This window comes from Streptomyces sp. NPDC091416 (assembly GCF_044756845.1).
GTDB lineage: Bacteria > Actinomycetota > Actinomycetes > Streptomycetales > Streptomycetaceae > Streptomyces.
In genome coordinates this window covers 85,954-107,274 of sequence record NZ_JBIVTU010000006.1, presented here as the reverse complement: position 1 = coordinate 107,274, position 21,321 = coordinate 85,954, and the positions used below count along the sequence as shown (strand labels likewise).

General features: G+C 72.0%; 19 protein-coding genes. 11 read left to right on the top strand and 8 right to left on the bottom strand.

The window, feature by feature from the left end:
• Positions 1-30: 30 nt before the first annotated feature.
• The 3 genes from aspS (at position 31) to ACIQMX_RS19300 (ending at position 4,083) form a co-directional block, all read left to right on the top strand.
• Positions 31-1,848 carry an aspartate--tRNA ligase gene (gene aspS, locus ACIQMX_RS19310; protein ID WP_402479615.1) on the top strand — a complete coding sequence of 606 codons (1,818 nt, stop codon included), beginning with the start codon at positions 31-33 and terminating at the stop codon, positions 1,846-1,848.
• A gap of 154 nt (positions 1,849-2,002) precedes the next feature.
• Positions 2,003-2,950: an intradiol ring-cleavage dioxygenase gene (locus ACIQMX_RS19305; protein ID WP_402479613.1), complete on the top strand. Its 948-nt coding sequence runs from the start codon at positions 2,003-2,005 to the stop codon at positions 2,948-2,950.
• Between the two features lie 314 nt (positions 2,951-3,264).
• The gene (locus ACIQMX_RS19300) at positions 3,265-4,083 is read left to right on the top strand and encodes a L,D-transpeptidase family protein (RefSeq protein WP_363068555.1); all 819 of its coding nucleotides are present in this window, start codon (positions 3,265-3,267) and stop codon (positions 4,081-4,083) included.
• Positions 4,084-4,176: 93 nt separating this feature from the next.
• Here the strand turns inward: ACIQMX_RS19300 and metG are convergent, their stop codons facing one another.
• Entirely contained in the window at positions 4,177-5,781 is a 1,605-nt protein-coding gene (gene metG, locus ACIQMX_RS19295; protein ID WP_402479610.1) for a methionine--tRNA ligase, read from the bottom strand.
• Between the two features lie 148 nt (positions 5,782-5,929).
• Between metG and ACIQMX_RS19290 the strand changes: the two genes are divergently transcribed.
• A complete protein-coding gene (locus ACIQMX_RS19290) occupies positions 5,930-6,583 on the top strand; it encodes a response regulator transcription factor (protein ID WP_363068795.1) in 654 nt (217 codons plus the stop codon).
• Positions 6,584-6,597: 14 nt separating this feature from the next.
• Positions 6,598-7,776, top strand: coding sequence for a HAMP domain-containing sensor histidine kinase (locus tag ACIQMX_RS19285; RefSeq protein WP_363068559.1), 1,179 nt, complete (start codon positions 6,598-6,600; stop codon positions 7,774-7,776).
• Here ACIQMX_RS19285 and ACIQMX_RS19280 read toward each other — a convergent pair.
• A complete protein-coding gene (locus ACIQMX_RS19280; RefSeq protein WP_402479607.1) occupies positions 7,725-9,278 on the bottom strand; it encodes a VWA domain-containing protein in 1,554 nt (517 codons plus the stop codon). The genes ACIQMX_RS19285 and ACIQMX_RS19280 overlap by 52 nt on opposite strands.
• Positions 9,279-9,601: 323 nt before the next feature.
• On the opposite strand from ACIQMX_RS19280, the gene ACIQMX_RS19275 reads away from it, so the two are divergent.
• On the top strand, positions 9,602-11,272 hold the full coding sequence (locus tag ACIQMX_RS19275; protein WP_402479604.1) for a hypothetical protein: 1,671 nt from the start codon (positions 9,602-9,604) through the stop codon (positions 11,270-11,272).
• Between the two features lie 61 nt (positions 11,273-11,333).
• On the top strand, positions 11,334-11,741 hold the full coding sequence (locus ACIQMX_RS19270; protein ID WP_363068565.1) for a S4 domain-containing protein: 408 nt from the start codon (positions 11,334-11,336) through the stop codon (positions 11,739-11,741).
• A 136-nt stretch (positions 11,742-11,877) separates the two neighbouring features.
• Here ACIQMX_RS19270 and ACIQMX_RS19265 read toward each other — a convergent pair whose 3' ends face one another.
• Entirely contained in the window at positions 11,878-12,840 is a 963-nt protein-coding gene (locus ACIQMX_RS19265; RefSeq protein WP_402479600.1) for an NADP-dependent oxidoreductase, read from the bottom strand.
• A 141-nt stretch (positions 12,841-12,981) separates the two neighbouring features.
• Positions 12,982-13,878: a hypothetical protein gene (locus ACIQMX_RS19260; RefSeq protein WP_402479598.1), complete on the bottom strand. Its 897-nt coding sequence runs from the start codon at positions 13,876-13,878 to the stop codon at positions 12,982-12,984.
• Positions 13,879-14,011: 133 nt separating this feature from the next.
• Here ACIQMX_RS19260 and ACIQMX_RS19255 point away from each other — a divergent pair, with 133 nt between their 5' ends.
• Positions 14,012-14,410 (top strand): hypothetical protein, encoded by a 399-nt coding sequence (locus ACIQMX_RS19255; protein WP_402479595.1) that lies wholly within the window; start codon positions 14,012-14,014, stop codon positions 14,408-14,410.
• A 73-nt stretch (positions 14,411-14,483) separates the two neighbouring features.
• On the opposite strand, the gene ACIQMX_RS19250 is transcribed toward ACIQMX_RS19255, so the two are convergent.
• From ACIQMX_RS19250 to ACIQMX_RS19240, 3 genes are all read right to left on the bottom strand, one after another.
• The gene (locus tag ACIQMX_RS19250) at positions 14,484-14,906 is read right to left on the bottom strand and encodes a universal stress protein (RefSeq protein ID WP_363068573.1); all 423 of its coding nucleotides are present in this window, start codon (positions 14,904-14,906) and stop codon (positions 14,484-14,486) included.
• A 116-nt stretch (positions 14,907-15,022) separates the two neighbouring features.
• Positions 15,023-15,676, bottom strand: a complete 654-nt coding sequence (locus ACIQMX_RS19245) for an FMN reductase (RefSeq protein ID WP_363068575.1) — start codon at positions 15,674-15,676, stop codon at positions 15,023-15,025.
• A gap of 2 nt (positions 15,677-15,678) precedes the next feature.
• Complete coding sequence (locus tag ACIQMX_RS19240; RefSeq protein ID WP_363068577.1) at positions 15,679-16,770, bottom strand: LLM class flavin-dependent oxidoreductase; 1,092 nt, start codon at positions 16,768-16,770, stop codon at positions 15,679-15,681.
• Positions 16,771-17,026: 256 nt separating this feature from the next.
• Between ACIQMX_RS19240 and ACIQMX_RS19235 the strand changes: the two genes are divergently transcribed.
• The 3 genes from ACIQMX_RS19235 to trpS all read left to right on the top strand — a co-directional run bounded on the left by ACIQMX_RS19235 (position 17,027) and on the right by trpS (position 19,085).
• Positions 17,027-17,176 (top strand): DUF6126 family protein, encoded by a 150-nt coding sequence (locus tag ACIQMX_RS19235; RefSeq protein WP_363068796.1) that lies wholly within the window; start codon positions 17,027-17,029, stop codon positions 17,174-17,176.
• 244 nt (positions 17,177-17,420) lie between these two features.
• On the top strand, positions 17,421-17,801 hold the full coding sequence (locus ACIQMX_RS19230) for a VOC family protein (protein WP_402480138.1): 381 nt from the start codon (positions 17,421-17,423) through the stop codon (positions 17,799-17,801).
• Positions 17,802-18,029: 228 nt separating this feature from the next.
• A complete protein-coding gene (trpS, locus tag ACIQMX_RS19225; protein ID WP_402479591.1) occupies positions 18,030-19,085 on the top strand; it encodes a tryptophan--tRNA ligase in 1,056 nt (351 codons plus the stop codon).
• Between the two features lie 236 nt (positions 19,086-19,321).
• Here trpS and ACIQMX_RS19220 read toward each other — a convergent pair whose 3' ends face one another.
• Positions 19,322-21,316, bottom strand: a complete 1,995-nt coding sequence (locus ACIQMX_RS19220; protein WP_402479588.1) for an NAD-binding protein — start codon at positions 21,314-21,316, stop codon at positions 19,322-19,324.
• Positions 21,317-21,321: the final 5 nt, after the last annotated feature.

The window sequence follows — 21,321 nt, the reverse complement described above, 5'->3', positions numbered from 1 at the left end:
TCCCCAACCGCGAAGACTGGATGAACGACGATGCATCGGTACAGGTCCCACACCTGCGGCGAGCTCCGCGCCTCTGACGTCGGCACCGACGTCCGGCTGAGCGGCTGGCTGCACAATCGCCGAGACCTGGGTGGCATCCTCTTCATCGATCTGCGCGACCACTACGGCCTGGTGCAGCTCGTCGCCCGTCCCGGCACCCCCGGCAACGACGCCCTGGCGAAGCTGACCAAGGAGACCGTCGTACGGATCGACGGCAAGGTCTCCGCCCGCGGCGCCGACAACGTGAACCCGGAGCTGCCGACCGGCGAGATCGAGATCGAGGTCACCGAGGTCGAGGTGCTCGGTCAGGCCGCCCCGCTGCCCTTCACGATCAACGCCGAGGACGGCGTCAACGAGGAGCGGCGCCTGGAGTACCGCTTCCTCGACCTGCGCCGCGAGCGCATGCACCGCAACATCATGCTGCGTTCGTCCGTCATCGCCTCCATCCGCTCCAAGATGGTGGCCCTCGGCTTCAACGAGATGGCGACCCCGATCCTCGCCGCGACCTCCCCCGAGGGCGCCCGTGACTTCGTGGTCCCGTCCCGTCTGAACCCGGGCAAGTTCTACGCCCTGCCGCAGGCGCCGCAGCAGTTCAAGCAGCTGCTGATGATCTCCGGCTTCGACCGCTACTTCCAGATCGCGCCCTGTTTCCGCGACGAGGACGCCCGCGCCGACCGTTCGCCGGGCGAGTTCTACCAGCTCGACGTCGAGATGTCGTTCGTCGAGCAGGAGGACGTCTTCCAGCCGATCGAGAAGCTCATGACCGAGCTCTTCGAGGAGTACGGCAACGGCCGCCACGTGACCTCGCCGTTCCCGCGCATCCCGTTCCGCGAGTCGATGCTGAAGTACGGCAACGACAAGCCGGACCTGCGGGCCCAGCTGGAGCTCGTCGACATCTCCGACATCTTCGCGGACTCGGACTTCAAGGCCTTCGCCGGCAAGCACGTCCGCGCCCTCCCGGTGCCGGACACCGCGGGCCAGTCCCGGAAGTTCTTCGACGGCCTCGGCGCGTACGCGGTCGAGCACGGCGCCAAGGGCCTCGCCTGGGTCCGCGTCGGCGAGGACGGCACGCTGGCGGGTCCGATCGCCAAGTTCCTCACCGAGGCGGACATCAAGACCCTCACCGAGCGTCTGTCCCTCGTCCCCGGCCACGCCGTCTTCTTCGGTGCGGGCGAGTTCGACGAGGTCTCCAAGATCATGTCCGTCGTCCGCGTCGAGGCCGCCAAGCGCGCCGGCCACTTCGAGGAGGGCGTCTTCCGGTTCTGCTGGATCGTCGACTTCCCGATGTACGAGAAGGACGAGGAAACCGGCAAGATCGACTTCTCCCACAACCCGTTCTCCATGCCCCAGGGCGGCATGAAGGACCTGGAGGAGAAGGACCCGCTCGACATCCTGGCGTGGCAGTACGACATCGTCTGCAACGGCATCGAGCTGTCCTCGGGCGCCATCCGTAACCACGAGCCCGACGTCATGCTGAAGGCCTTCGAGATCGCCGGCTACGAGGCGGAGACCGTCGAGCGGGAGTTCGCGGGCATGCTGCGCGCGTTCCGCCTCGGCGCCCCGCCGCACGGTGGCATCGCCCCGGGCGTCGACCGCATCGTGATGCTGCTGGCCGACGAGCCCAACATCCGCGAGACGATCGCCTTCCCGCTCAACGGCAACGCCCAGGACCTGATGATGGGTGCCCCGAGCGAGCTGGACGAGACGCGGCTGCGCGAGCTGAACATCCAGCTCCGCAAGCCGGTCGCGGCGGCCAAGGAGAAGGCGGAGGCCAAGGACTCCGTGGCGAGGGACACCGGCGCCAAGTAGGCGTCAGCGACTCCGCTTCAGTTTCACGTGAAACAGCCCCCGGTACCCGCCGGGGGCTGTTTCGCGTCCGGCATGTCCAGAGGCCCGGGTGCCGCACAGGAACGCACAGCCCGCGCTCATGCCCCTGCCAGCTGCGCTGCCTAGCCTCCTTCGCATGACAGAGACTCAAGGACCCGCACACAAGAAGGACTTGACCCGCCGCCGGATGATGATCGCGGGTGGCGCGGTCATCGCCGCGGCCGGGATCGGCGCCGGGGCCGTCGCGAACGCCTCGACCGGAACGGGCGGCGAGGGCCGGAAGAAGAAGGGTGGCGCGGGGCAGGGCGAGGCGTGCTACCGGCTCACCTCGGAGACCACCGAGGGCCCGTACTACATCGACGCCGACAAGATCCGCAAGGACATCACCGAGGACAGGGAGGGCATCCCGATGACCCTCCGGCTCAAGGTGATCGACACCGACACGTGCAAGCCCCTCAAGCAGGCGGCCGTCGACATCTGGCACTGCGACGCCCTGGGCATCTACTCCGGCTACGAGAGCATGAGCCAGGGCGGCCCCGGCGGCGGTGGCACCCCGCCGAGCGGCGCCCCCACGGACGCCCCGACCGGCGTCCCGACGGGCACCCCCACCGGTACGCCCCCGACCGGAACCCCTCCCTCGGGCGGCCCCGGCGGTGGCGGACACAGCGAACCGACCGACGACGAGCGCTACCTGCGCGGCACCCAGCTCACGGACCAGCACGGCTACGTGGAGTTCAGGACGGTCTTCCCGGGCTGGTACCAGGGCCGGGCCGTGCACATCCACACCAAGGTGCACGTCGGCGGGAAGATGACCGACGCCGGCTACGAGGGCGGACACACCTGCCACACCGGCCAGTTCTTCTTCGCGGAATCCGCGGTCCTCGACTCGGCGAAGATCGAGCCGTACTCCACCAGCACCACCACCCGCACCACCCTCACCGAGGACACCATCTACGACCAGAGCGGTGTCACGGGCGGGCTGCTGAAGCTCCAGTACCAGAAGAAGCACATGGCCCGCGGTGTCGTCGGCTCGATCACCATGGGCGTGGACCCGGACGAGACCAACGACGGAACGGGCATGTGACCGCTCCGGACCGTTCCGCACGCCCCACCTGATTCCTCCCGCAGCCTCCTCAGGCCTCCGTCCCCCCGCGGAGACGAAGGGCCCGGCACCGGACATCCACCCCGGTTCCGGGCCCTTCGTGATGCCCACGGACACATGGCTGTGTGCATACAAGTGCATGAATCACCCGAACGGTGAGACCCGGATGGCCCTCACGCCGGATTGGCGGACGGCGACTGCGGCAAAGACTGCCTGGGCCGACCCCGGCGCAGCGCGGACCCCGGCCCGTGTCCGCAGAGCACCGGACCCGGCCACCTACCGCTGAGGAGTCCTCCGTGCCCGTGCCCCGTCCGCGCGTTCCGCTGCGCCTCCCGTACGTCGTCTGCGCCGCCCTCCTCCTGCTGCTGGCCGGGTGCGGGGCGGGTTCGCTCGCCGGACTGGACGGGGGCGGCGCGACCACGAAGGCCGCAGGCTCCTCCGGCGTACCCGGACCGCCGGCAGCCGCCGGTGCACCCGGCGCCCCCGCACCGTCCCGGGCCCTCGTGCCGCCCGCGCCGCCGCGGGAGATCCCGGGCCTCGGGCCGCGGACCCGGGCGCAGATCCCGGCCGGGGCCCGCCAGGCGTTCGTCGTCACCGGCCAGTCACCGGACTCCAACCGTTCCACGGCCGTGCTCTACACCCGGGACGACCCGGCCGTCGGCTGGCGGGCGGCCCTGGCGCCCTGGCCCGCCCACAACGCCCTGAACGGCTGGACGGCCGAACACTGGGAGGGCGACCTGCGCTCGCCCGTCGGCGTCTTCACCCTGACCGCCGCGGGCGGCCGCCTGGAACCCCCGGAGACCGCCTTCCCGTACGACCTGAGCCCGGACTTCGAGGTGGAGGGCGAGGGCTTCCACGGGGAGCCGTTGGAAGGCTCCTTCGACTACGTCATCGCCATCGACTACAACCGCGTCCCCGGCACCTCGCCCCTGGACCACACCCGCCCACTCGGCCAGGAGCGGGGCGGCGGTATCTGGATCCACGTCGACCACGGCGGCCCCACCCAGGGCTGCGTCTCGGTCACCGAGGACCGGATGAAGGAGCTGCTGGGCGTCCTCGACCCGGCGAAGGAGCCGGTCATCGTGATGGGGGACGCGGCGTCGCTGAGCCGCTGAAAGGGGCCGCGGGCCCAGGCGGCAGCCCGTAACCACGGGGAAGGGGCGGGGCCGCGTGAACGCGGCCCCGCCCCTTCCCCGTACGCACACCCGTTACGCGGGCTTCTCCTCCAGGCGCGGGAACAGCACCGCGCCCTTCGTCACCGTCGCACCCGTCGGCAGCAGGCCCCACGTGCCCGCGTCCTGCACGCGCTGGTCGGACAGCGCGCCCAGGGACTCCTCGGCACCCAGGGACTCCCACAGCTTCTGCGAGGTGTCCGGCATGACGGAGTTCAGCAGGACGGCGACCCCGCGCAGCGCCTCGGCGGCCGTGTACAGGATGGTCGCGAGGCGGGCCTTGCCCTCCGGCGACTCGTCCTTGGCGACCTTCCACGGCTCCTGCTCCGTGATGTAGCCGTTGACCTGCTTCACGAAGTCGAAGACCGCCAGGATGCCGCCCTGGAAGTCCAGCTCCTCGCCGATCTTCAGGTCGGCGGTGGCGACGGCCTTGGCCAGTCCCTCCTGGACCGCCTGCTCGGCCTCGCCCGAGGCCGTGGCCTCGGGAAGCACGCCGCCGTAGTACTTGCCGACCATGGCCGCGAGGCGCGAGGCCAGGTTGCCGTAGTCGTTGGCGAGCTCGGAGGTGTAGCGGGCGGTGAAGTCCTCCCAGGAGAACGAGCCGTCGCTGCCGAAGGCGATGGCCCGCAGGAAGTACCAGCGGTAGGCGTCCACGCCGAAGTGCGAGGTCAGGTCCTGCGGCTTGATGCCCGTCAGGTTCGACTTCGACATCTTCTCGCCGCCGACCATCAGCCAGCCGTTGGCCGCGACCCGGCCCGGCAGCGGCAGGCCCTGCGCCATCAGCATCGCCGGCCAGATCACCGCGTGGAAGCGCAGGATGTCCTTGCCGACCAGGTGCACGTTCGCCGGGAACGTACCGTCGAACTTCTCCTGGTTGGCGCCGTAGCCGACCGCCGTGGCGTAGTTGAGCAGGGCGTCGACCCACACGTAGATGACGTGCTTCTCGTCCCACGGGACCGGGACGCCCCAGTCGAAGGTCGAGCGGGAGATCGAGAGGTCCTGCAGACCCTGCTTGACGAAGTTCACGACCTCGTTGCGCGCGGACTCCGGCTGGATGAAGCCGGGGTTGGCCGCGTAGAACTCCAGCAGCTTCGGGCCGTACTCGCTGAGCTTGAAGAAGTAGTTCTCCTCCTTGAGGATCTCCACCGGCTTCTTGTGGATCGGGCACAGCTTGACGCCGGCCTCGTCCTCGATGAGGTCGCCGGGGAGCTTGTACTCCTCGCAGCCCACGCAGTACGGGCCCTCGTACCCGCCCTTGTAGATCTCACCCTTGTCGTGCAGGTCCTGCACGAACTCCTGCACCCGGTCGGTGTGCCGCTTCTCCGTCGTACGGATGAAGTCGTCGTTCGCGATGTCGAGGTGCTCCCAGAGGGGCTTCCACGCCTCCTCGACGAGCTTGTCGCACCACGCCTGGGGCGTGACGTTGTTCGCCTCGGCCGTGCGCATGATCTTCTGACCGTGCTCGTCCGTGCCGGTGAGGTACCACACCTTCTCGCCGCGCTGGCGGTGCCAGCGCGTGAGCACGTCGCCTGCGACGGTCGTGTAGGCGTGGCCCAGGTGAGGAGCGTCGTTGACGTAGTAAATGGGGGTCGAGACGTAAAACGCCGTCGCCGCCTGCTTCTCGGATCCAGTGGCCGCCATGGTCGAAATCCTAACGGTCCGGGGGAGATCCACTCACACCGATAAACCGGGCCGGGGATGCGGAGACCTTTGCGAAACATGCCTTCGGGTAGCAAAGACGCATCCTGGGAGGGAGTGGACACGCGTGTACGAGGCAGGGGACATCACGATGCGGGTACTGGTCGCCGAGGACGAGGAGATTCTGGCGGAGCTCGTCGCCACCGGGCTGCGGCGGGCCGGATTCGCCGTCGACACGGTGTACAGCGGTGACGCCGCCCAGGCCTACCTGGGGCTGCACGACTACGACGTGGTCGTGCTGGACCGGGATCTGCCCCGGGTGCACGGCGACGACGTGGCCCGCGGGCTGGTCGCCTCCGGGTCCCGGACCAGGATCCTGATGCTGACGGCCGCCGGGTCCATGGAGGACCGCGTCTCCGGGCTCGACCTGGGTGCCGACGACTACCTGGGCAAGCCGTTCGAGTTCCCCGAGCTCGTGTCGCGGGTCCGCGCCCTGCGCCGGCGCAGCGCCCGCCCCGTACCGCCGCAGCTGGTGCGGCACGGCATCCGGCTCGACACCGTCCGCCGCACCGCGGCCCGGGACGGCCGGGAGCTGGACCTCTCGCCGAAGGAGTTCACCGTGCTCCAGCTGCTGCTGGAGGCCGACGGCGGGACGGTCAGCGCCGAGGAGCTCCTGGAGCGGGCCTGGGACGCCAACGCCGACCCCTTCACCGGAGCCGTCCGCGTCTGCATGAGCAAGCTGCGCGGCAAGCTCGGCGAACCCGCTGTCATCCGGACCGTGCAGGGCGTGGGGTACGCCCTGTGAAGCGTCGGCTCCGCATGCCGCACGCCACGATCAGGACGCGGATCGCGCTCGTGTACGGGGGCGTGTTCCTGGTCCTGGGGACCGCGCTCCTGGCCACGGTGAACCTGGCCTCCCGGGCCGGTACCGACTCGCAGGCCCGCGCCATCGCCCGTACCGCGGCGGTCGTCCAGCCCGGGTACGCCGTCAACGGCCCCCTGGTCACCCGGCGCAGCCTGGGCCCGCCGACCGTCTACGACCTCACCGACGACGTCAGCAACGCGGCCGGGGACCAGCTCCTCAACTGGTCCGCGGCCGCCCTGCTCGTGATGACGGCGTGCGCGGTGGGCGTCGGATGGTGGACGGCCGGGAAGGTCCTGCGGCCCGTCCACGCGATGACCGCCAAGGCGCGCCGGCTCTCCGCGCACACGCTGCACGAGCGGATCGCCTCCAGCGGGCCCGACGACGAGCTGAAGGAGCTGGGCGACACGCTGGACGCGCTGCTGGCCCGGCTGGAGAAGGCCTTCGACAGCCAGCGCCGCTTCATCGCCAACGCCTCGCACGAGCTGCGCACCCCGCTGGCCACCCAGCGGGTGGCGATCCAGGTGGGTCTGGAGGACCCGACCCCGGACGATCTCGTACGCACCCGGCAGACGCTCCTGGACAACAACCGGCGCAGTGAGCGGCTCATCGAGGGCCTGCTGGTGCTGGCGCGCAGCGAGCGCGGGCTGGAGAAGAGCGAGCGGGAAGCCGTGGACCTGGACCGGGTGGTGGCGGAGGAGGCGGGCCGGTACCCGGGGGTGACGGCTGACGCCGGGCCCTGCGTGGTCCGGGGGAACCGGCCGCTGCTGGCGCAGCTGGTGGCCAATCTGGTGGCCAACGCGGTGACGTACAACGTGCCCGGCGGGAGCGTGGAGGTCTCCCTGGTGCCGGCGGGCGCGGGCGTGCTGCTGGAAGTGCGCAACAGCGGTCCGGTGGTGGAGGCGGCCGACATACCGGGCCTGTTCGAGCCGTTCCGGCGCGGTGAGGGCAGGGACCGGATGGGGGCGGGCTCGGGACTCGGGCTGTCGATCGTCCGTTCCATCGCCCTGGCGCACGGCGGTACGGTCACGGCGGTTCCGGGCCCGGAGGGCGGGCTCGCCGTGACCGTACGCCTGCCGGTCGATCAGGCGTTGGCGGCGACCCAGGCGGGCAGCGCGGCCAGCACCTCGCGGTAGAACGCGGCGTCCGCGACCTCGCGCGGGGCGGGGCCCGCGTGGAAGAAGCCGGCGTTCGGGGCGTCCAGCTTCCGCAGGAAGTCGAAGCCCTTCGCGTCCTCGTCGCCGAACGCGACGAACTGGAAGAACAGGGGCAGCCGTGCCGCTTCGTCGAGCGCCTGGCGGGCGGCCTGCCTGACGTCCGGCGGGCCGTCCGTCTGGAAGACCACCAGCGCCGGGCCGGTGGCCCCGGACTTCTCGTAGTGCGCGACGACCTCCTGGACGGCGCGGTGGTAGTTCGTGCGGCCGAGCCGTCCGAGGCCCGCGTTCAGCTCGTCGATGCGGCCCTCGTGGCCCTCCAGACCGACCGCGGCGGTGCCGTCGATGTCGGTCGAGAAGAACACCACCTGGACGGTCGCGCTCTCGTCGACGTGCGCGGCGAGCGCGAGCGTACGGTCACCCAGGTGCTGGGCGCTGCCGTCCTTGTAGAACGGCCGCATGGAGCCGGAGCGGTCCAGGACCAGGTAGACGGTGGCGCGCAGGCCGGTGAGCCCGTGGGCCTTCAGCCCGGCCTGGGCGGCCTTGTACGCCCCCACGAGCCCGGGCGCGCGGGCCTTGACCTTGGCGAGGGTGAGCGCGGGCTTCCCGGCGGGAGCGGCGGCGGGAGCGGGGGCCGCCTCGGCCTGGGGTTCGGGGGCCGGTTCCGGTTCGGGTTCCGGGGCCGGGTCCATGTCGATGGTGATCGGCTCGGGCTCGGCGACCGGGGCCTCGGCCGCGACGGGCTCGGGCTCGGCGATGGGCTCGGCCACGACCGGCTCGGGCTCGGCGATGGGCTCGGCCACGACCGGTTCGGGCTCGGCCACTGCGGCAGGGGTGGCGGCCGGCGTCTCCACGGGCTCCGGAACCACGGGCTCAGGAACCACGGGCTCAGGAACCACGGGCTCCGGAGCCACGGCCACCGGCTGCGGCTCCGCGGCCTCGACCTGCGTCACCACGGCCTCGGGCTTCGGGGCCATGGCCTCCGTTACGGGTTCCGCTTCGACCTCCGGAGCGGGCGGGGCCACCGGCTCCACGGCCTCGGCCGCCACCGGCTCCACGGTCTCTGCCGCCTCCGCGGTCTTCACCGGCCCGGCGGTCTCCGTGGTGTCCACCGGCTCTGCGGCTTCCACCGCTTCCACGGGCTTCGTCCGGGGCCCCGACCCCTGTGCCGGAACCGTGGGAGCGGCCTTGGGCGCGGGCGCGGCGGCCTTGTCGAAGGCCGCGGCCACCAGGTCCGACGCCGCCCCGCCGTCGTCCTTCGTGGACCGGGACGCGGTGGACGGGACCGGCTCCGAAGAGGCCGGGGCCGGTACCGACACCTTGACGGCCGGGGCGGCCTCGGCCGCAGGCTCGTCCACGGTCTCCGGCTCCGGCTCCGGGGTCAGGGTGCGCTCGCCCTGGGCCGGGACCGTGGCCGTCGTCGGCTCGTCCTGCTCCGTGCGGTCACGGCCGAACACCTTGCGCAGCAAGCTCCGAATGCCCATGGGCGAGGCCTTTCGCATGAGTTGGGTGCGATATATGTCCGTACTGCGGGAATTGATCCCTGACCAGGGCGGATACGTAAGGTTAGCGGCCGGATCCGGCCCTTCGGCGGTGCGGCCCGCCCGTGGGAGAACTGAACCGCAAACGATCCCGTACCGAGTCCTGTGACCGGGGTGTGCGGACCTCATGGATGTCGTCGGTAAGTCGTTCACACATGCCTTCGAGGTGCCGGTTCGTGTTGCTAGCGTGAGCGGCCGGTGCGCCTGACAAGCAGTCAGGCGCACCGTTTCCGTTATCCGCAAGATGTGACAAGAAGGGCTCTCGTATGACGAACCCATCCCGCCGAATACGTATCGTGGCCTACGCGGTGGCGGCCGGGGCGATGCTTTCCGGCCTCGCGCCCGCAGTCGGCGCGAGCGCGGCGCCCACCGCCGGACCGGCCTCGGCGGCTCCGGCCGCGGACGATCCCGTACCGGATCACGAGGGCATGCCCGACGACGGATTCGAGAGTGAACCCGAGGGCGAGCAGGACGACTTGGCCGGGACCGCGACGGCCGCCGCGCGAGCGGGCGCCGTGGCGGCCGCCCCGGTGCCCGGACGCGCCGCGGACTTCCGGCTGGCCAAGGGCACGGACCTGTCCGGGCTCGTCAACAAGCTGGACGCGGGACTCCCGAAGCAGGGCCTCACGGAACTGCTGGAACAGGCCAACCGGCCGGCCGCCGACTGCGGTACCAGCGGTATCTACGGCCCCGACCTGACCGTGAGCCACCGGATCTGCTGGAAGGCCGACGACGACGCCACGTCCAAGGAGTGGGTGCCGCAGGCCATCTCGGGTGTCTCGGACGCCCAGGAGGACGAGGACTGGGGCACGTCGAACGCCGAGCCGGTCGCCGTGGGCAGCTACGACGCGGTGAATCCGGGCCGCAGCGACTACGCGGCGGGGCGCGACAACTGTCTGGCGAGTTCCGTGTCGGACGCCTGCAACGAGAAGGGCATCCGGGTCACCTTCTTCAACCAGGCGACCAAGATGTACCGCCATGTGCTGCTGGTGTGGCCGTACATGAACTCCAAGGACCACATCTCCTTCGACGCCCTGCACGCGCGTGAGGGCCGGTGCAACCAGGTCGTCGTGACGGACTGCGCCGCGCAGAACGGCATCCACGCCGGCGGCATGGTCTGGTACGGCAACTACCTCTACGTCGCCGACACCGCCAACGGCCTGCGGGTCTTCGACCTCCGCAAGATCATGGACCTCAACCCGGACAACGACGCCGCCGTCAACGACCCGACGCCGGACGGCCTGGAGAGCGACGTCCAGGACAAGAAGCTGGTCGGCCGGCAGAGCAATGTCTGGTACGCGTACGGCTACCGCTACGTGATGCCGCAGGTCGCCACGCTGAAGTTCACCACGGCGAAGAACGGCGGCACCACCAGCGGGAACCAGTGCTACGCGACCGGCCGGCCGAAGGCCTCGTACGTCTCGCTGGACCGTACCGGTACCGACCACATGGTGCTCGGTGAGTACTGCAACACCAACAACGGCGGCACCAGCCCCGGCCGGGTGGGCGCGTATCCGATGACCGCGCTGACCGCCGCGGTCGAGGGCGCGACCGGGACGGCCGCGAGCGCCGACGAGGCCTACGGCCTGCCCACCGGGGCCACGTTCGGCAACGAGGACCTGTGGCACAAGATCCAGGGCGCGATGCGGTACGAGGGCAAGTGGTACTTCCACCGCAGCAACGCCTACGACAACGGCCGGCTGCTCCAGGCCACTCCGGGCACGGTCGACGGAACGACCCAGCTCGTCGGCAACGCGAAGACCCTCCAGTCCTCGTTCGGGCCCGAGGACCTCTACCTCGCCCACGGGCGCGGTGACGGCTTCCCGCCCCAGCTCTGGTCGCTGAGCGAGCACGCGCCGGACGCCACGAAGTGCTCGGCGTGCAAGCGGGAGGTGTACAGCTACAACATGGCGGAGGTGATCAGCGACTTCGGCTGATCCCCGGGCGGCCGCCCCACAGGGGCCGCCGAAGGACAGTCCGCCGCATTACAGTCGTCCCATGGTTTCCGGTGAGGCGCCGCAGGCGGCAGGCAGCGTTCGGGTCGATGTCTGGATCTGGTCGGTCCGGCTCACGAAGACCCGGGCGCAGGCCGCCGCCGCCTGCCGCGCGGGGCATGTGAAGGTCGCGGGCGAGCGGGCCAAGCCGGCCCAGGCGCTGCGCGTCGGCGACGAGGTGCGGCTGCGGCACGAGGGCCGGGACCGGGTCGTGGTCGTCTCGAAGATCGTGAAGAAGCGGGTCGGGGCGCCGGTGGCGGCGGAGTGCTTCGTCGACAACAGCCCGCCCCCGCCGCCGCGCGAGGCCGCGATCCAGGTTCCGGTACGGGACCGGGGCGCGGGACGGCCGACGAAGCGGGACCGGCGCGAGATGGACCGGCTGCGGGGTGCGGGTCCCGGGCCCACGGAGTGACACCCCGCGCGGGGCGCGTTCAGTGGGAGTGATTCCGGCGGGCGCGCTTCCAGCGGGTGTGGTTCCCGCGGGCGTGTTTCCAGCGGGTGTGGTTTCCGCGGGCGCGCTCAGTGGGTGTGATTGCCGCGGGGCGTGTTCAGCAGGTTCCGTGCTCCCTCACCACGATGACGGTCTTGCCGCGCGCCCCGTCGGCCCGGTTGCGGTCCAGGGCCTGCGGGGCCTTCTCCAGGGGCAGTTCGATGTCGATGGGAACGCGCAGGAAACCGTCCGCGGCGCCCGCCGCCAGTACATCCAGCAGGACCGGGCTCGGTTCGAGCCGGAAGTCGATGCCCCGCACCGTCGCGGGGAGCGCCGCCCCGGCCGCGGTGCCGCGGGTGGAGAGCGCGACGGCGCCCGGCCGGAGCGTGGCGGCGTGCGCGGCGAGGGCCTCGGGGGTCGAGGAGGCCAGGTCGGCCAGCGCGTCGACGCCGTCCGGGCAGGCCGCCCGTATCGCGTCGGCCGCCGGGCCCTCCGTGACGTCGATCGTGACGGCGGCACCCAACGACCCCATACGGGACCGTTCGGCACCGCGCACCGCGGCGATCACGCGCACGTCCCGGGCCTTGGCGAGCTGGGTCAGGAAGCTGCCGACCCCGCCCGCCGCGCCGACGACCAGCAGGCTCTCGTGGCCGCGGAGCGAGAGTGCCTCCAGGATCTGCGCGGCGGCCATCCCGGCCGACGGCAGCGCGGCCGCCATCCGGGCGTCCAGCCCGCGCGGGACGAGGGCGATGGCGGAGTCCTGCGGCACACAGACGTAGTCGCCGTACGTCCCCGCACCGGCCGCCGGACCGCCGGCCCGGCCGAAGACGTGGTCGCCGACCCGGAAGCGGTTGTCGCCGCTGCCGATCATGTCCACCCGGCCCGCGTAGTCCACGCCGACGACCACGGGGAACACGTGGGGCGCGAGGCCGTCCGGGGTGCCGTCAGCGAGCTGCCGGTCACAGGGGTTGAGCGAGGCGTACTCGATCCGGACCCGGACCTCGCCGGGTCCCGGATCCGGTTTGGGGACGATGACGAGGGCGGGATCGGCACGGAGTGAGCTGACGGCGATGGCTCGCATACGCACGACCTCCCGGTAGCCCCCGCGGTCACCCCATCCACTCTTGCCCGGCCCGACGGCGCCCGCACGTCGGCACAGGACTCGCCCGCCGCCGTGCGGCGCGAGGACGCCATCGAGGAGCCTCTCGGGGCAGCGGCCGCCTCATGGCCCGGCCGACGGCGCCGGCAGCACCCGCTGGGCCCAGATCCGTGCCGCCACCGCGCACACGGCCACCGCCAGGCCCGTGCCGAAGACGATCCACACCGTGGTGCGCAGCGACCCGGTCAGCGCGTCGTACACCGCCGCCGCCCCGTCGGTCTCGCTGCCGGGCACCTCGGCCAGCACCCGGTTGCGCGCCAGCGCGATCGCCCCGCGCAGCACCAGCGCGCCGAGTGCGAAGCCCGCTCCGGCCACGGCGGTGGCGGCGAGCGCGGCCAGGACCGAGCCGCGGCGTCCCGGACCGCCGCGCACCCAGGCCAGGACGACGGCGAGCAGCGCGAACACGAGGGTGCCGACGGCCGGCCAGATGCCGGCGGCCCGCAGCCACCGGAAGCTCTGGCGCATCTGGTCGGCGCGGTCGGCGGAGATGATCCGGATGTCGGTGTGCTGGACGGGGATCTGGTCGGCGAACGGCACCCCGTTGTCCACCAGGTTCTGCTTCACCTTCTCCGTCACGGGGGCCAGATCGATGGTGACGCTCTCGCCGCTGTCCCCGTCCAGCGCCGCGGTGACGGCCTCGTGGGCCGTGCGGTTGGCGGCGTTCCAGGCGGCCTGGAAGGCGTCGGTGGTGGTGAAGGACCGGACGGCCTGGTGGAGGAAGTCGCGGACGGTGTCCTGGAGCGGGCCGACGTCGATCTGCTTCATCGCCTCGTCGGTGATCAGGTCGGCGACGGTGTTCTGGACATCGGGGTCGGAGGCGAGCGGCGCCACCGCGGCCACGTAGCGGTCCGTGTCGTCGATCTCCAGATCGACCCAGGCGGACAGCGCGCTCAGCGGCACCAGGACGGCGAGCAGCACCAGGAGTGCCACGGAGAGAGCCGCCGAGAAGTAGGTCCGCACCCCACCAGGGAATCGCGGATGCCGGGGTCGCGCCCCGGGCCGTGGGCCATCCGAGTTGCCGGGGGCGACGGCCGGGTGTGCTCTGGAAGAGAACGTGAAGAGAAAGCGGGGGCGACGGAGGGAGCTTCCTGCCATGGCCGCACACGCTTCGGTGCAGGCACGCGGAACGCACGCGCGTGCCCGGCGCCATTCCGCGCTCAGCTGGGCCCTGCCCGTCACGCTCGGCGTGATCCTCGGCTGGTACGCGACGTCCATCGTCCGCGGCGGCGGCGTGCTCACCGGCACGCAGCTCGCGCTCGGTCTGGTCTCCGGCGCCGTGCTCGCGGCGCTCTGCTTCGGTCTGGGCCGGGTGCAGACGCGCCTGCCGGCCGAACTCGCGGCGGCCGCGTACGGCGCGCTGTTCGGCAGCTCGGTCGGCTTCCTCTACAGCCTCTCCGACAAGAGCGTGCTGGCCGCTTCGGTGCTGGGCCTGCTGACCGGGGCGGGCATGCTGCTCGCCGCGTTCTACTGCTTCTACACGCGGAAGGACTGAACCCGCCGCGGCTCCCACCGGTACGGGCCCGCGCCTCTGCGGCGCGGGCCCGTACCGGTGCGCGGTGTTCCGGTCAGCTGCGGACCACGGTCACCGGGCACGGGGCGTGCTGGGTGACGTGCAGGCTGACCGATCCGAGCAGGGTGGCCTTGAGGGCGCTGCGTCCGCGCGCTCCGACCACCAGCAGATTCGCGCCCTCGGCCCGGTCGAGCAGGGCCTGAGCCGGGTTGCCGATCACCACGACCTTGCTGATCTCGGCCGCGCGCGCACCGCCGACGGCCTCCTCCAGGGCTTCGGTGAGGGACACCGTGGCCAGGGCCTGCGGATCGAAGTCCTCCGGCATCCCCGGCATCATGGACGCCCAGCTCGTCGCGGGGTACTCCCAGCTGTTGACCGCCTCCACCGTGTCACCGGTCAGCTCCGCCTGGCGTACGGCCCAGTGCAGTGCCTTGATCGACGACTCCGAGCCGTCAACGCCCACCACGATCCTGCCCATCTCTGCCTCCCGCTCGCTTCCGCTCGGTCATGCCGGTGCGCCGTGCGGGATGCCGCATGACGCACCTTCCCGAGCAACTGTAGTCAAACCGGGCGAAAGCACAGCCGCTGGGCCGGTCAGGCCGGCCGCAGACCGGCGAGCTGCCGCTCGAAGGGGATCACTTCGTCGTCCGGTCCGAGGTTCCGGGTGGCGCCGGAGACGGCCCGGCCGCCCGTGACCGCCTGCGCGAGCTCGCCGCCCGCGCGCCGGATCCGGGCCGGCAGGCCCTCGGTGTACTCGTCGCCCGACGAGCCCCAGTCCTCCGACGCCGCGTACACCGACGTCGGCAGCGTGACGGCCCGCAGATAGGCGAAGAGCGGGCGCATCGCGTGCTCCAGCACCAGCGAGTGCCGGGCGGTGCCGCCGGTCGCCGCGACGACGACGGGCTTGCCGGTCAGCGCGGTGTTCTCGACCAGGTCGAAGAACGACTTGAACAGGCCGCTGTACGAGGCGGTGAAGACCGGGGTGACGGCGATCAGTCCGTCGGCCTCCGTCACCGCGCCGATGGCCTCCTCCAGCGTGGCCGACGGGAAGCCGGACACCAGGTTGCCCGCGATGTCGACGGCCAGGTCGCGCAGTTCGATCACCCGGACCTCGACCGGGCGGTCCTGCTCGGCCTCCAGCCGCTCCCGGGTGGCCGCCGCCAGCCGGTCGGCCAGCAGCCTGGTCGAGGAGGGGCTGCTCAGGCCGGCCGAGACGGCGGTGATCCTCAGCGGTTCGGTGGCGAACACGGTCAGCTCTCCTTCGCGGTGGTGGTGGCCGCGGCGACGGCCGGGTGCAGGGGCGCGGACTCGGGGACCCCGGCGGGTCGCAGGGCGGCGAACTCCTTGCGCAGCACGGGGACGACCTCCTCGCCGAGGATGTCGAGCTGCTCCAGGACCGTCTTCAGCGGAAGTCCCGCGTGGTCCATCAGGAACAGCTGGCGCTGGTAGTCGCCGACGGCGTCCCGGAAGGACAGCGTCCGCTCGATGACCTCCTGCGGGGAACCCACGGTCAGCGGGGTCTGCTGGGTGAAGTCCTCCATCGAGGGCCCGTGCCCGTAGACCGGCGCGTTGTCGAAGTACGGACGGAACTCCCGTACCGCGTCCTGCGAGTTCTTGCGCATGAACACCTGGCCGCCCAGACCCACGATGGCCTGCTCGGCGGTGCCGTGGCCGTAGTGGGCGTAGCGCTGCCGGTAGAGGTTGACCATCTTCTTCGTGTGCTCGATGGGCCAGAAGATGTTGTTGTGGAAGAAGCCGTCGCCGTAGTACGCGGCCTGCTCGGCGATCTCCGGGGAGCGGATGGATCCGTGCCAGACGAACGGCGGGACGCCGTCCAGCGGGCGCGGGGTCGCGGTGAAGGACTGCAGCGGCGTACGGAACTTCCCCTCCCAGTCCACGACGTCCTCGCGCCACAGCCGGTGCAGCAGGGCGTAGTTCTCGATGGCGAGCGGGATGCCCTCGCGGATGTCCTTGCCGAACCAGGGGTAGACCGGTCCGGTGTTGCCGCGGCCCATCATCAGGTCGACGCGGCCGTCGGCGAGGTGCTGGAGGGTGGCGTAGTCCTCGGCGATCTTCACCGGGTCGTTGGTGGTGATCAGGGTCGTCGAGGTGGACAGGATGATGCGCTCGGTGCGGGCGGCGATGTAGCCGAGGGTGGTCGTCGGCGAGGACGGCACGAACGGCGGGTTGTGGTGCTCGCCGGTCGCGAACACGTCGAGCCCGACCTCCTCGGCCTTCCGCGCGATGGCGACGGTGGCCTTGATCCGCTCGTGCTCGCTCGGCGTCGTGCCGGTCGTCGGGTCGGTGGTGATGTCCCCGACGGTGAAGATCCCGAACTGCATGGCGCCCGCCTCCAGGTCATATTGTTGAACGTTGAACTATGTGAACACACCCTACAACGGAGTGCCCCGCTCACCTATTCCGCCCGCCCCGGAACCCTCCGCTGCGGACGCCGGCCCCCACCCCGGACCCCGTTCCGGACTCCGGCCCTCACCCCGGGCCCCGCTGCGTACGCTGGACGGAGACGGCGGCCGCCCGAGCCCCGGGTCGGCGGAGGCGCACATGAGCGGGACCGGAGCGGGGAGCGGCGCCGGGCCCGTGCCCGGGCGCGAGGGCGGGGGCGGGGGGAGCGAAGGCTGGAAGGAGCGCGGCGTCGCGCTGCGCGTCTTCGTCTACGTCTTCGCCACGCATCTGTTCGCGGGCTTCGTCTGGATCCTCTTCTCCGTGGGCGAGCACGCGAAGAAGTAGCCGGGCGGGGCGGACGGGCCGGGCCGGAGGAAGGTCGCAGCCGCGTCCCGAGTCCCGAGTCCACGGGCTCCGGGGGCGGCGGACCCCGTCCCGCAGACGTAGTCCCCGGGCCCCGGGGACCAGGACCAACAGCCGATGTGGGCGTCCGCGCCGGGCGCCTACGCTGCGGGTTCCGGCGCGCGGTCGAGCGGGCCGAACGGCGGAGAGGAACACCGTGCTGCTCACCGGTCACACCCATGTCCGTATGGCCCGCCCGTCCCGGGGCCTCAAGGCCGCCGAGCGGTTCTGGGCGGCGGGACTCGGGCTGACGGTCCTGTTCCGTGCCGAGGGCAACGGGGAGCCCGGCGAGCACGATCTGCTCATGCTGGGGCACCCGGACGCCTCCTGGCACCTGGAGCTCGTGCACGGCGGCGACCACCCCGTGGACCCCCGCCCCACCGACGAGGACCTGCTCGTCCTCTACCTGGACGGACCCGTTCCCCAGGAACTGGTGGACCGGCTCCTGGCCCACGGCGGCACGCGGGTCGACTCGCCGAATCCGTACTGGAACGAGTGGGGCGTCACCGTCGAGGACCCGGACGGGTACCGGCTCGTGCTCTGCCGGCGCGGGTGGTCGAACTCCTGAGGTGGCGGAAAGTCCTCGTGCTCCCGTACCCGCGCCCCGCTAAGCTCCTCCCATGACCTCCGTACCGTGCCGCAACTGGTGGCGCTCCTCCTAGGAGCGGCCACCTCTTCAGCGCGGGACCAGGGCCGTTCGTCACGGACGGCCCTTTTCTCTGCCCTCTTCCGGTACGGGCTCCGAGCCCGGCAGGGCCGTCCTCCACGCACACACCATCGCGAGGAGAGACCAGCCATGACCACGACCCACGCCGAGAGCGCCGCCACGCTCGACGAGCGGATCCACCGGGACCCCACCGCCTTCAGGGTCCTGACCGGCGACCGGCCCACCGGGGCGCTGCACCTCGGGCACTACTTCGGCACGCTCCACAACCGGGTGCGGCTCCAGGACCTCGGGGTGGAGGTGTTCGTCCTCGTCGCCGACTACCAGGTGCTCACCGACCGGGACGTGGCGGAGCGGCTCACGCCGATCATGGAAGGGCTGCTGCTGGACTACCTGGCCGTCGGCATCGACCCGGAACGGTCGGTGATCTTCAACCACAGTGCCGTACCCGCGCTCAACCAGCTGCTGCTGCCGTTCCTGAGCCTGGTCTCCGTCGCCGAACTGGGCCGCAATCCCACGGTCAAGGACGAGATCGCACACTCACGGCAGGCGGCCGTCAGCGGCCTGATGTTCACGTACCCGGTCCACCAGGCGGCCGACATCCTGTTCTGCAAGGGCAATCTGGTGCCGGTCGGCCAGGACCAGGTGCCCCATCTCGAAGTGACCCGGACCGTCGCCCGGCGGTTCAACGAGCGCTACGGACGGCTCTTCCCGGAACCCGAGGCGCTGCTCTCCGCCGCACCCCTGCTGCTCGGCACCGACGGCACCAAGATGAGCAAGAGCCGGGCCAACTCCGTTGCCCTGAGCGCCGACGAGGACACCACGGCCCGGCTGATCAAGGGAGCGACGACGGACGCCGAGCGGCACATCACGTACGACCCCGAGGGCCGGCCCGGGGTGTCCGGCCTCGTGCAGCTCGCCGCGCTCTGCCTCGACCGGGACCCGCACGATGTGGCCGAGGAGATCGGGGGCGGGGGCGCGGCGGCCCTCAAGCGGACGGTGACCGACGCGGTCAACAGCCGGATGGCGCCGATGCGGGCCCGACGGGCGGAGTACGCACGGGACATGGGCTACGTCAGGTCCGTGCTGCGGGCCGGCAACGAGCGCGCCAACGACATCGCCGACGCGACGCTGGCCGAGGTCCGGGAAGCGATGGGGGGTCTGCTCCGGGGCCCGTCGTCAACCTGACGACGGGCCCTGGAGCCAGGGTCCTTCGTCCGGATCGGGCCGGACCCCGCGAGCCCGGCACGGTCCGGACGAGAGGGCCTGAAGCGCGTCCGCGCGGCCGCCCGTCCCGGCAGGCCGCCTCGATGCCGATGACGTGGGGGAGACGCGGCTCCGGTCCGATGCCCATGGCGGCCGGAGCAGGAGGCCGGGCGGGGCCGGGCACCCGGATGTCGCGGCGCGCCCGGCCCTGCCCGGCGTCAGTGCCGGGTCAACGATCCTCGTCTGCGCAGGAGTTCCGCCAGGCCGCGGCGGGTCGCGGCGATGACGACCCGGTCGGTGGGCTGGAGCACGTAACCCGGGTGCAGGTTCCAGACCAGCCCGGCCGGCCGGTCCTCGGCGCCCTCTCCCGTGCCCGGCGTGGCCAGGTCCGGACGGCGGTCGGCGGGCCGGGCCACGTCCAGGGCGAGGACCCGCCAGGCCCCGGCCCGGAAGGCCTGCTCGACCGTCCGGCCCTCCAGCTGCGAGTGCCCGGCCACCTCGACCGCGGCGAACAGCATCACCTTCCGCTCGACCGGCACCGCCCCGAGGATCTGCCGGCCCATCATGGCGACGGCGAACGAAGGCGCCGCCAGATGCGAGACCGACCGGGAACGGGTCAGCGCCTGGGGGTGGGCGGTGCGCAGGGTGCGGTAGACGGCGGTGGCGAACTCGTCGTCGAAGAGCCGCAGCGTCACCCGCAGGTCCGGCTTGACCGAGCGGGCGTACAGCGCGGCCTCCAGGTTCGTGGTGTCGACGCTGGTCAGGGCGAGCAGCGCGCGCGAACGCCGGATCTTCGCGGCCTCCAGGACACCCTCCTGCGTGACGTCCCCGAGGACCACCGGCACCCGCAGCCGCCGCGCCACGGGGATGCCGCGGGCGTCCGGGTCGTCCTCCACGCACACCACGGGGATGCCGAGTTCCCGCAGCTGGACGAGGACGCGCGTGCCGATCTTGCCGAGACCGAGCAGCACCACGTGCCCCGACAGACCGCGCGGCGGCCGGCGCAGGGCGGAGGCGGTGCGCAGTGACCCGAACGCCTCCAGCACCGCGGCCACCAGCAGGGGCAGCAGCATCAGTCCGGCGACCCCGGACAGGAGCTGGATGACCTGGCGGGCGGTCGGGTCCCCGATGGCCGGGTCGCCCATCGCGAACAGGTCGAGCAGGGTCAGATACGCGGCGTGCACCGGCTCGTCCCCGGTGGTGAACGTGGAGGCCACCGCGAGGCCCAGGACCGCCACGCCGACGCCCAGCGCGGACCAGCGCAGCCGCCGCGAGAAGACCTGGCCCAGCGGCGCGCCCCGGCCTCCCATCCGGCGTTCGCGGCCGGTGGGGCCCGGCCGGCTGACGGCCTCCAGGACGATCGTTCCGCGCCCGCTCGCGGCGGCCACCTCCGCCTGGTCGGGCAGGAGCCGGGGTCCTTCGTCGCCGCTGCTGTCGGAGCCCTCGGTCCCGGCCGGGTCATGGGTGGTGGAGGAGAGCAGGGCCAGCGTGCACAGGGCCGGGCGGACGGCCCGGCCGTCCCGGGGCGGGGTGCGCTCGGCGGCGCGCAGGAGCAGGCCCTCCGCCTGGATCACCTTGCTGGACCCGGAGAGCGCGGTCGCGGCGAGGGCGGGCGCCGCGGTGTCGGCGTCGGACAGGACGGTGGTGGAGGCGTCCAGCACGGTCTGGTCGATGCCGGGCGAGGCGACGGCGGCCGCCTGGTCCAGCAGCGTCTCCAGATGCTGGCCGAGCTTGCGGTTGTAGAGCCGGATCACCAGCCGGAGACGGGGGTTGAGCCTGCGGGCGGTCAGCGCGGCGCGGATGTTGCGTTCGTCGTCGTCGTAGACGAGGGCCAGCGCGGCGGCGGTGCCGACGCCGGCGTCCTCGAACGCCTCGTCGGAGGGCTCGGCCGCCTGGAGGATACGGACCGCCTCCACTCCGGCATTGGTGTCGCCGTCCCCGGCCCCGTTCCCGGCGCCGTTGTCCCCGTTGCGGCTCATCGCCGACGACATCCGGCCGAACAGGGCCGCCGCCCGGCCGCGCCCGGTCAGTGGCGCGTCCGGTCCGGCCGTGCCGCGTTCCGGCGGCAGGACCAGGGTGACCCGCTCCCCGTAGACGTATCGCAGCTCGACCGCGAGGCGCTGGGCGAGCGCGTCGTCGCCGCAGACGACCATGTGTCCGGAGAACGGGGAGCGTTGGGGTTGCTGGGGTAGAGGAGGCACATGTCCCAGCATGCCTT

Excerpts from the sequence above, each read along its gene's own strand:
- aspS (WP_402479615.1), top strand. The coding sequence starts at position 31 with ATGCATCGGTACAGGTCCCACACCTGCGGCGAGCTCCGCGCCTCTGAC.
- ACIQMX_RS19305 (WP_402479613.1), top strand. The coding sequence starts at position 2,003 with ATGACAGAGACTCAAGGACCCGCACACAAGAAGGACTTGACCCGCCGC.
- metG (WP_402479610.1), bottom strand. The coding sequence starts at position 5,781 with ATGGCGGCCACTGGATCCGAGAAGCAGGCGGCGACGGCGTTTTACGTC.
- ACIQMX_RS19290 (WP_363068795.1), top strand. The coding sequence starts at position 5,930 with ATGCGGGTACTGGTCGCCGAGGACGAGGAGATTCTGGCGGAGCTCGTC.
- ACIQMX_RS19285 (WP_363068559.1), top strand. The coding sequence starts at position 6,598 with ATGCCGCACGCCACGATCAGGACGCGGATCGCGCTCGTGTACGGGGGC.
- ACIQMX_RS19280 (WP_402479607.1), bottom strand. The coding sequence starts at position 9,278 with ATGGGCATTCGGAGCTTGCTGCGCAAGGTGTTCGGCCGTGACCGCACG.
- ACIQMX_RS19275 (WP_402479604.1), top strand. The coding sequence starts at position 9,602 with ATGACGAACCCATCCCGCCGAATACGTATCGTGGCCTACGCGGTGGCG.
- ACIQMX_RS19270 (WP_363068565.1), top strand. The coding sequence starts at position 11,334 with ATGGTTTCCGGTGAGGCGCCGCAGGCGGCAGGCAGCGTTCGGGTCGAT.
- ACIQMX_RS19265 (WP_402479600.1), bottom strand. The coding sequence starts at position 12,840 with ATGCGAGCCATCGCCGTCAGCTCACTCCGTGCCGATCCCGCCCTCGTC.
- ACIQMX_RS19255 (WP_402479595.1), top strand. The coding sequence starts at position 14,012 with ATGGCCGCACACGCTTCGGTGCAGGCACGCGGAACGCACGCGCGTGCC.
- ACIQMX_RS19250 (WP_363068573.1), bottom strand. The coding sequence starts at position 14,906 with ATGGGCAGGATCGTGGTGGGCGTTGACGGCTCGGAGTCGTCGATCAAG.
- ACIQMX_RS19240 (WP_363068577.1), bottom strand. The coding sequence starts at position 16,770 with ATGCAGTTCGGGATCTTCACCGTCGGGGACATCACCACCGACCCGACG.
- ACIQMX_RS19230 (WP_402480138.1), top strand. The coding sequence starts at position 17,421 with ATGGCCCGCCCGTCCCGGGGCCTCAAGGCCGCCGAGCGGTTCTGGGCG.
- trpS (WP_402479591.1), top strand. The coding sequence starts at position 18,030 with ATGACCACGACCCACGCCGAGAGCGCCGCCACGCTCGACGAGCGGATC.
- ACIQMX_RS19220 (WP_402479588.1), bottom strand. The coding sequence starts at position 21,316 with ATGCTGGGACATGTGCCTCCTCTACCCCAGCAACCCCAACGCTCCCCG.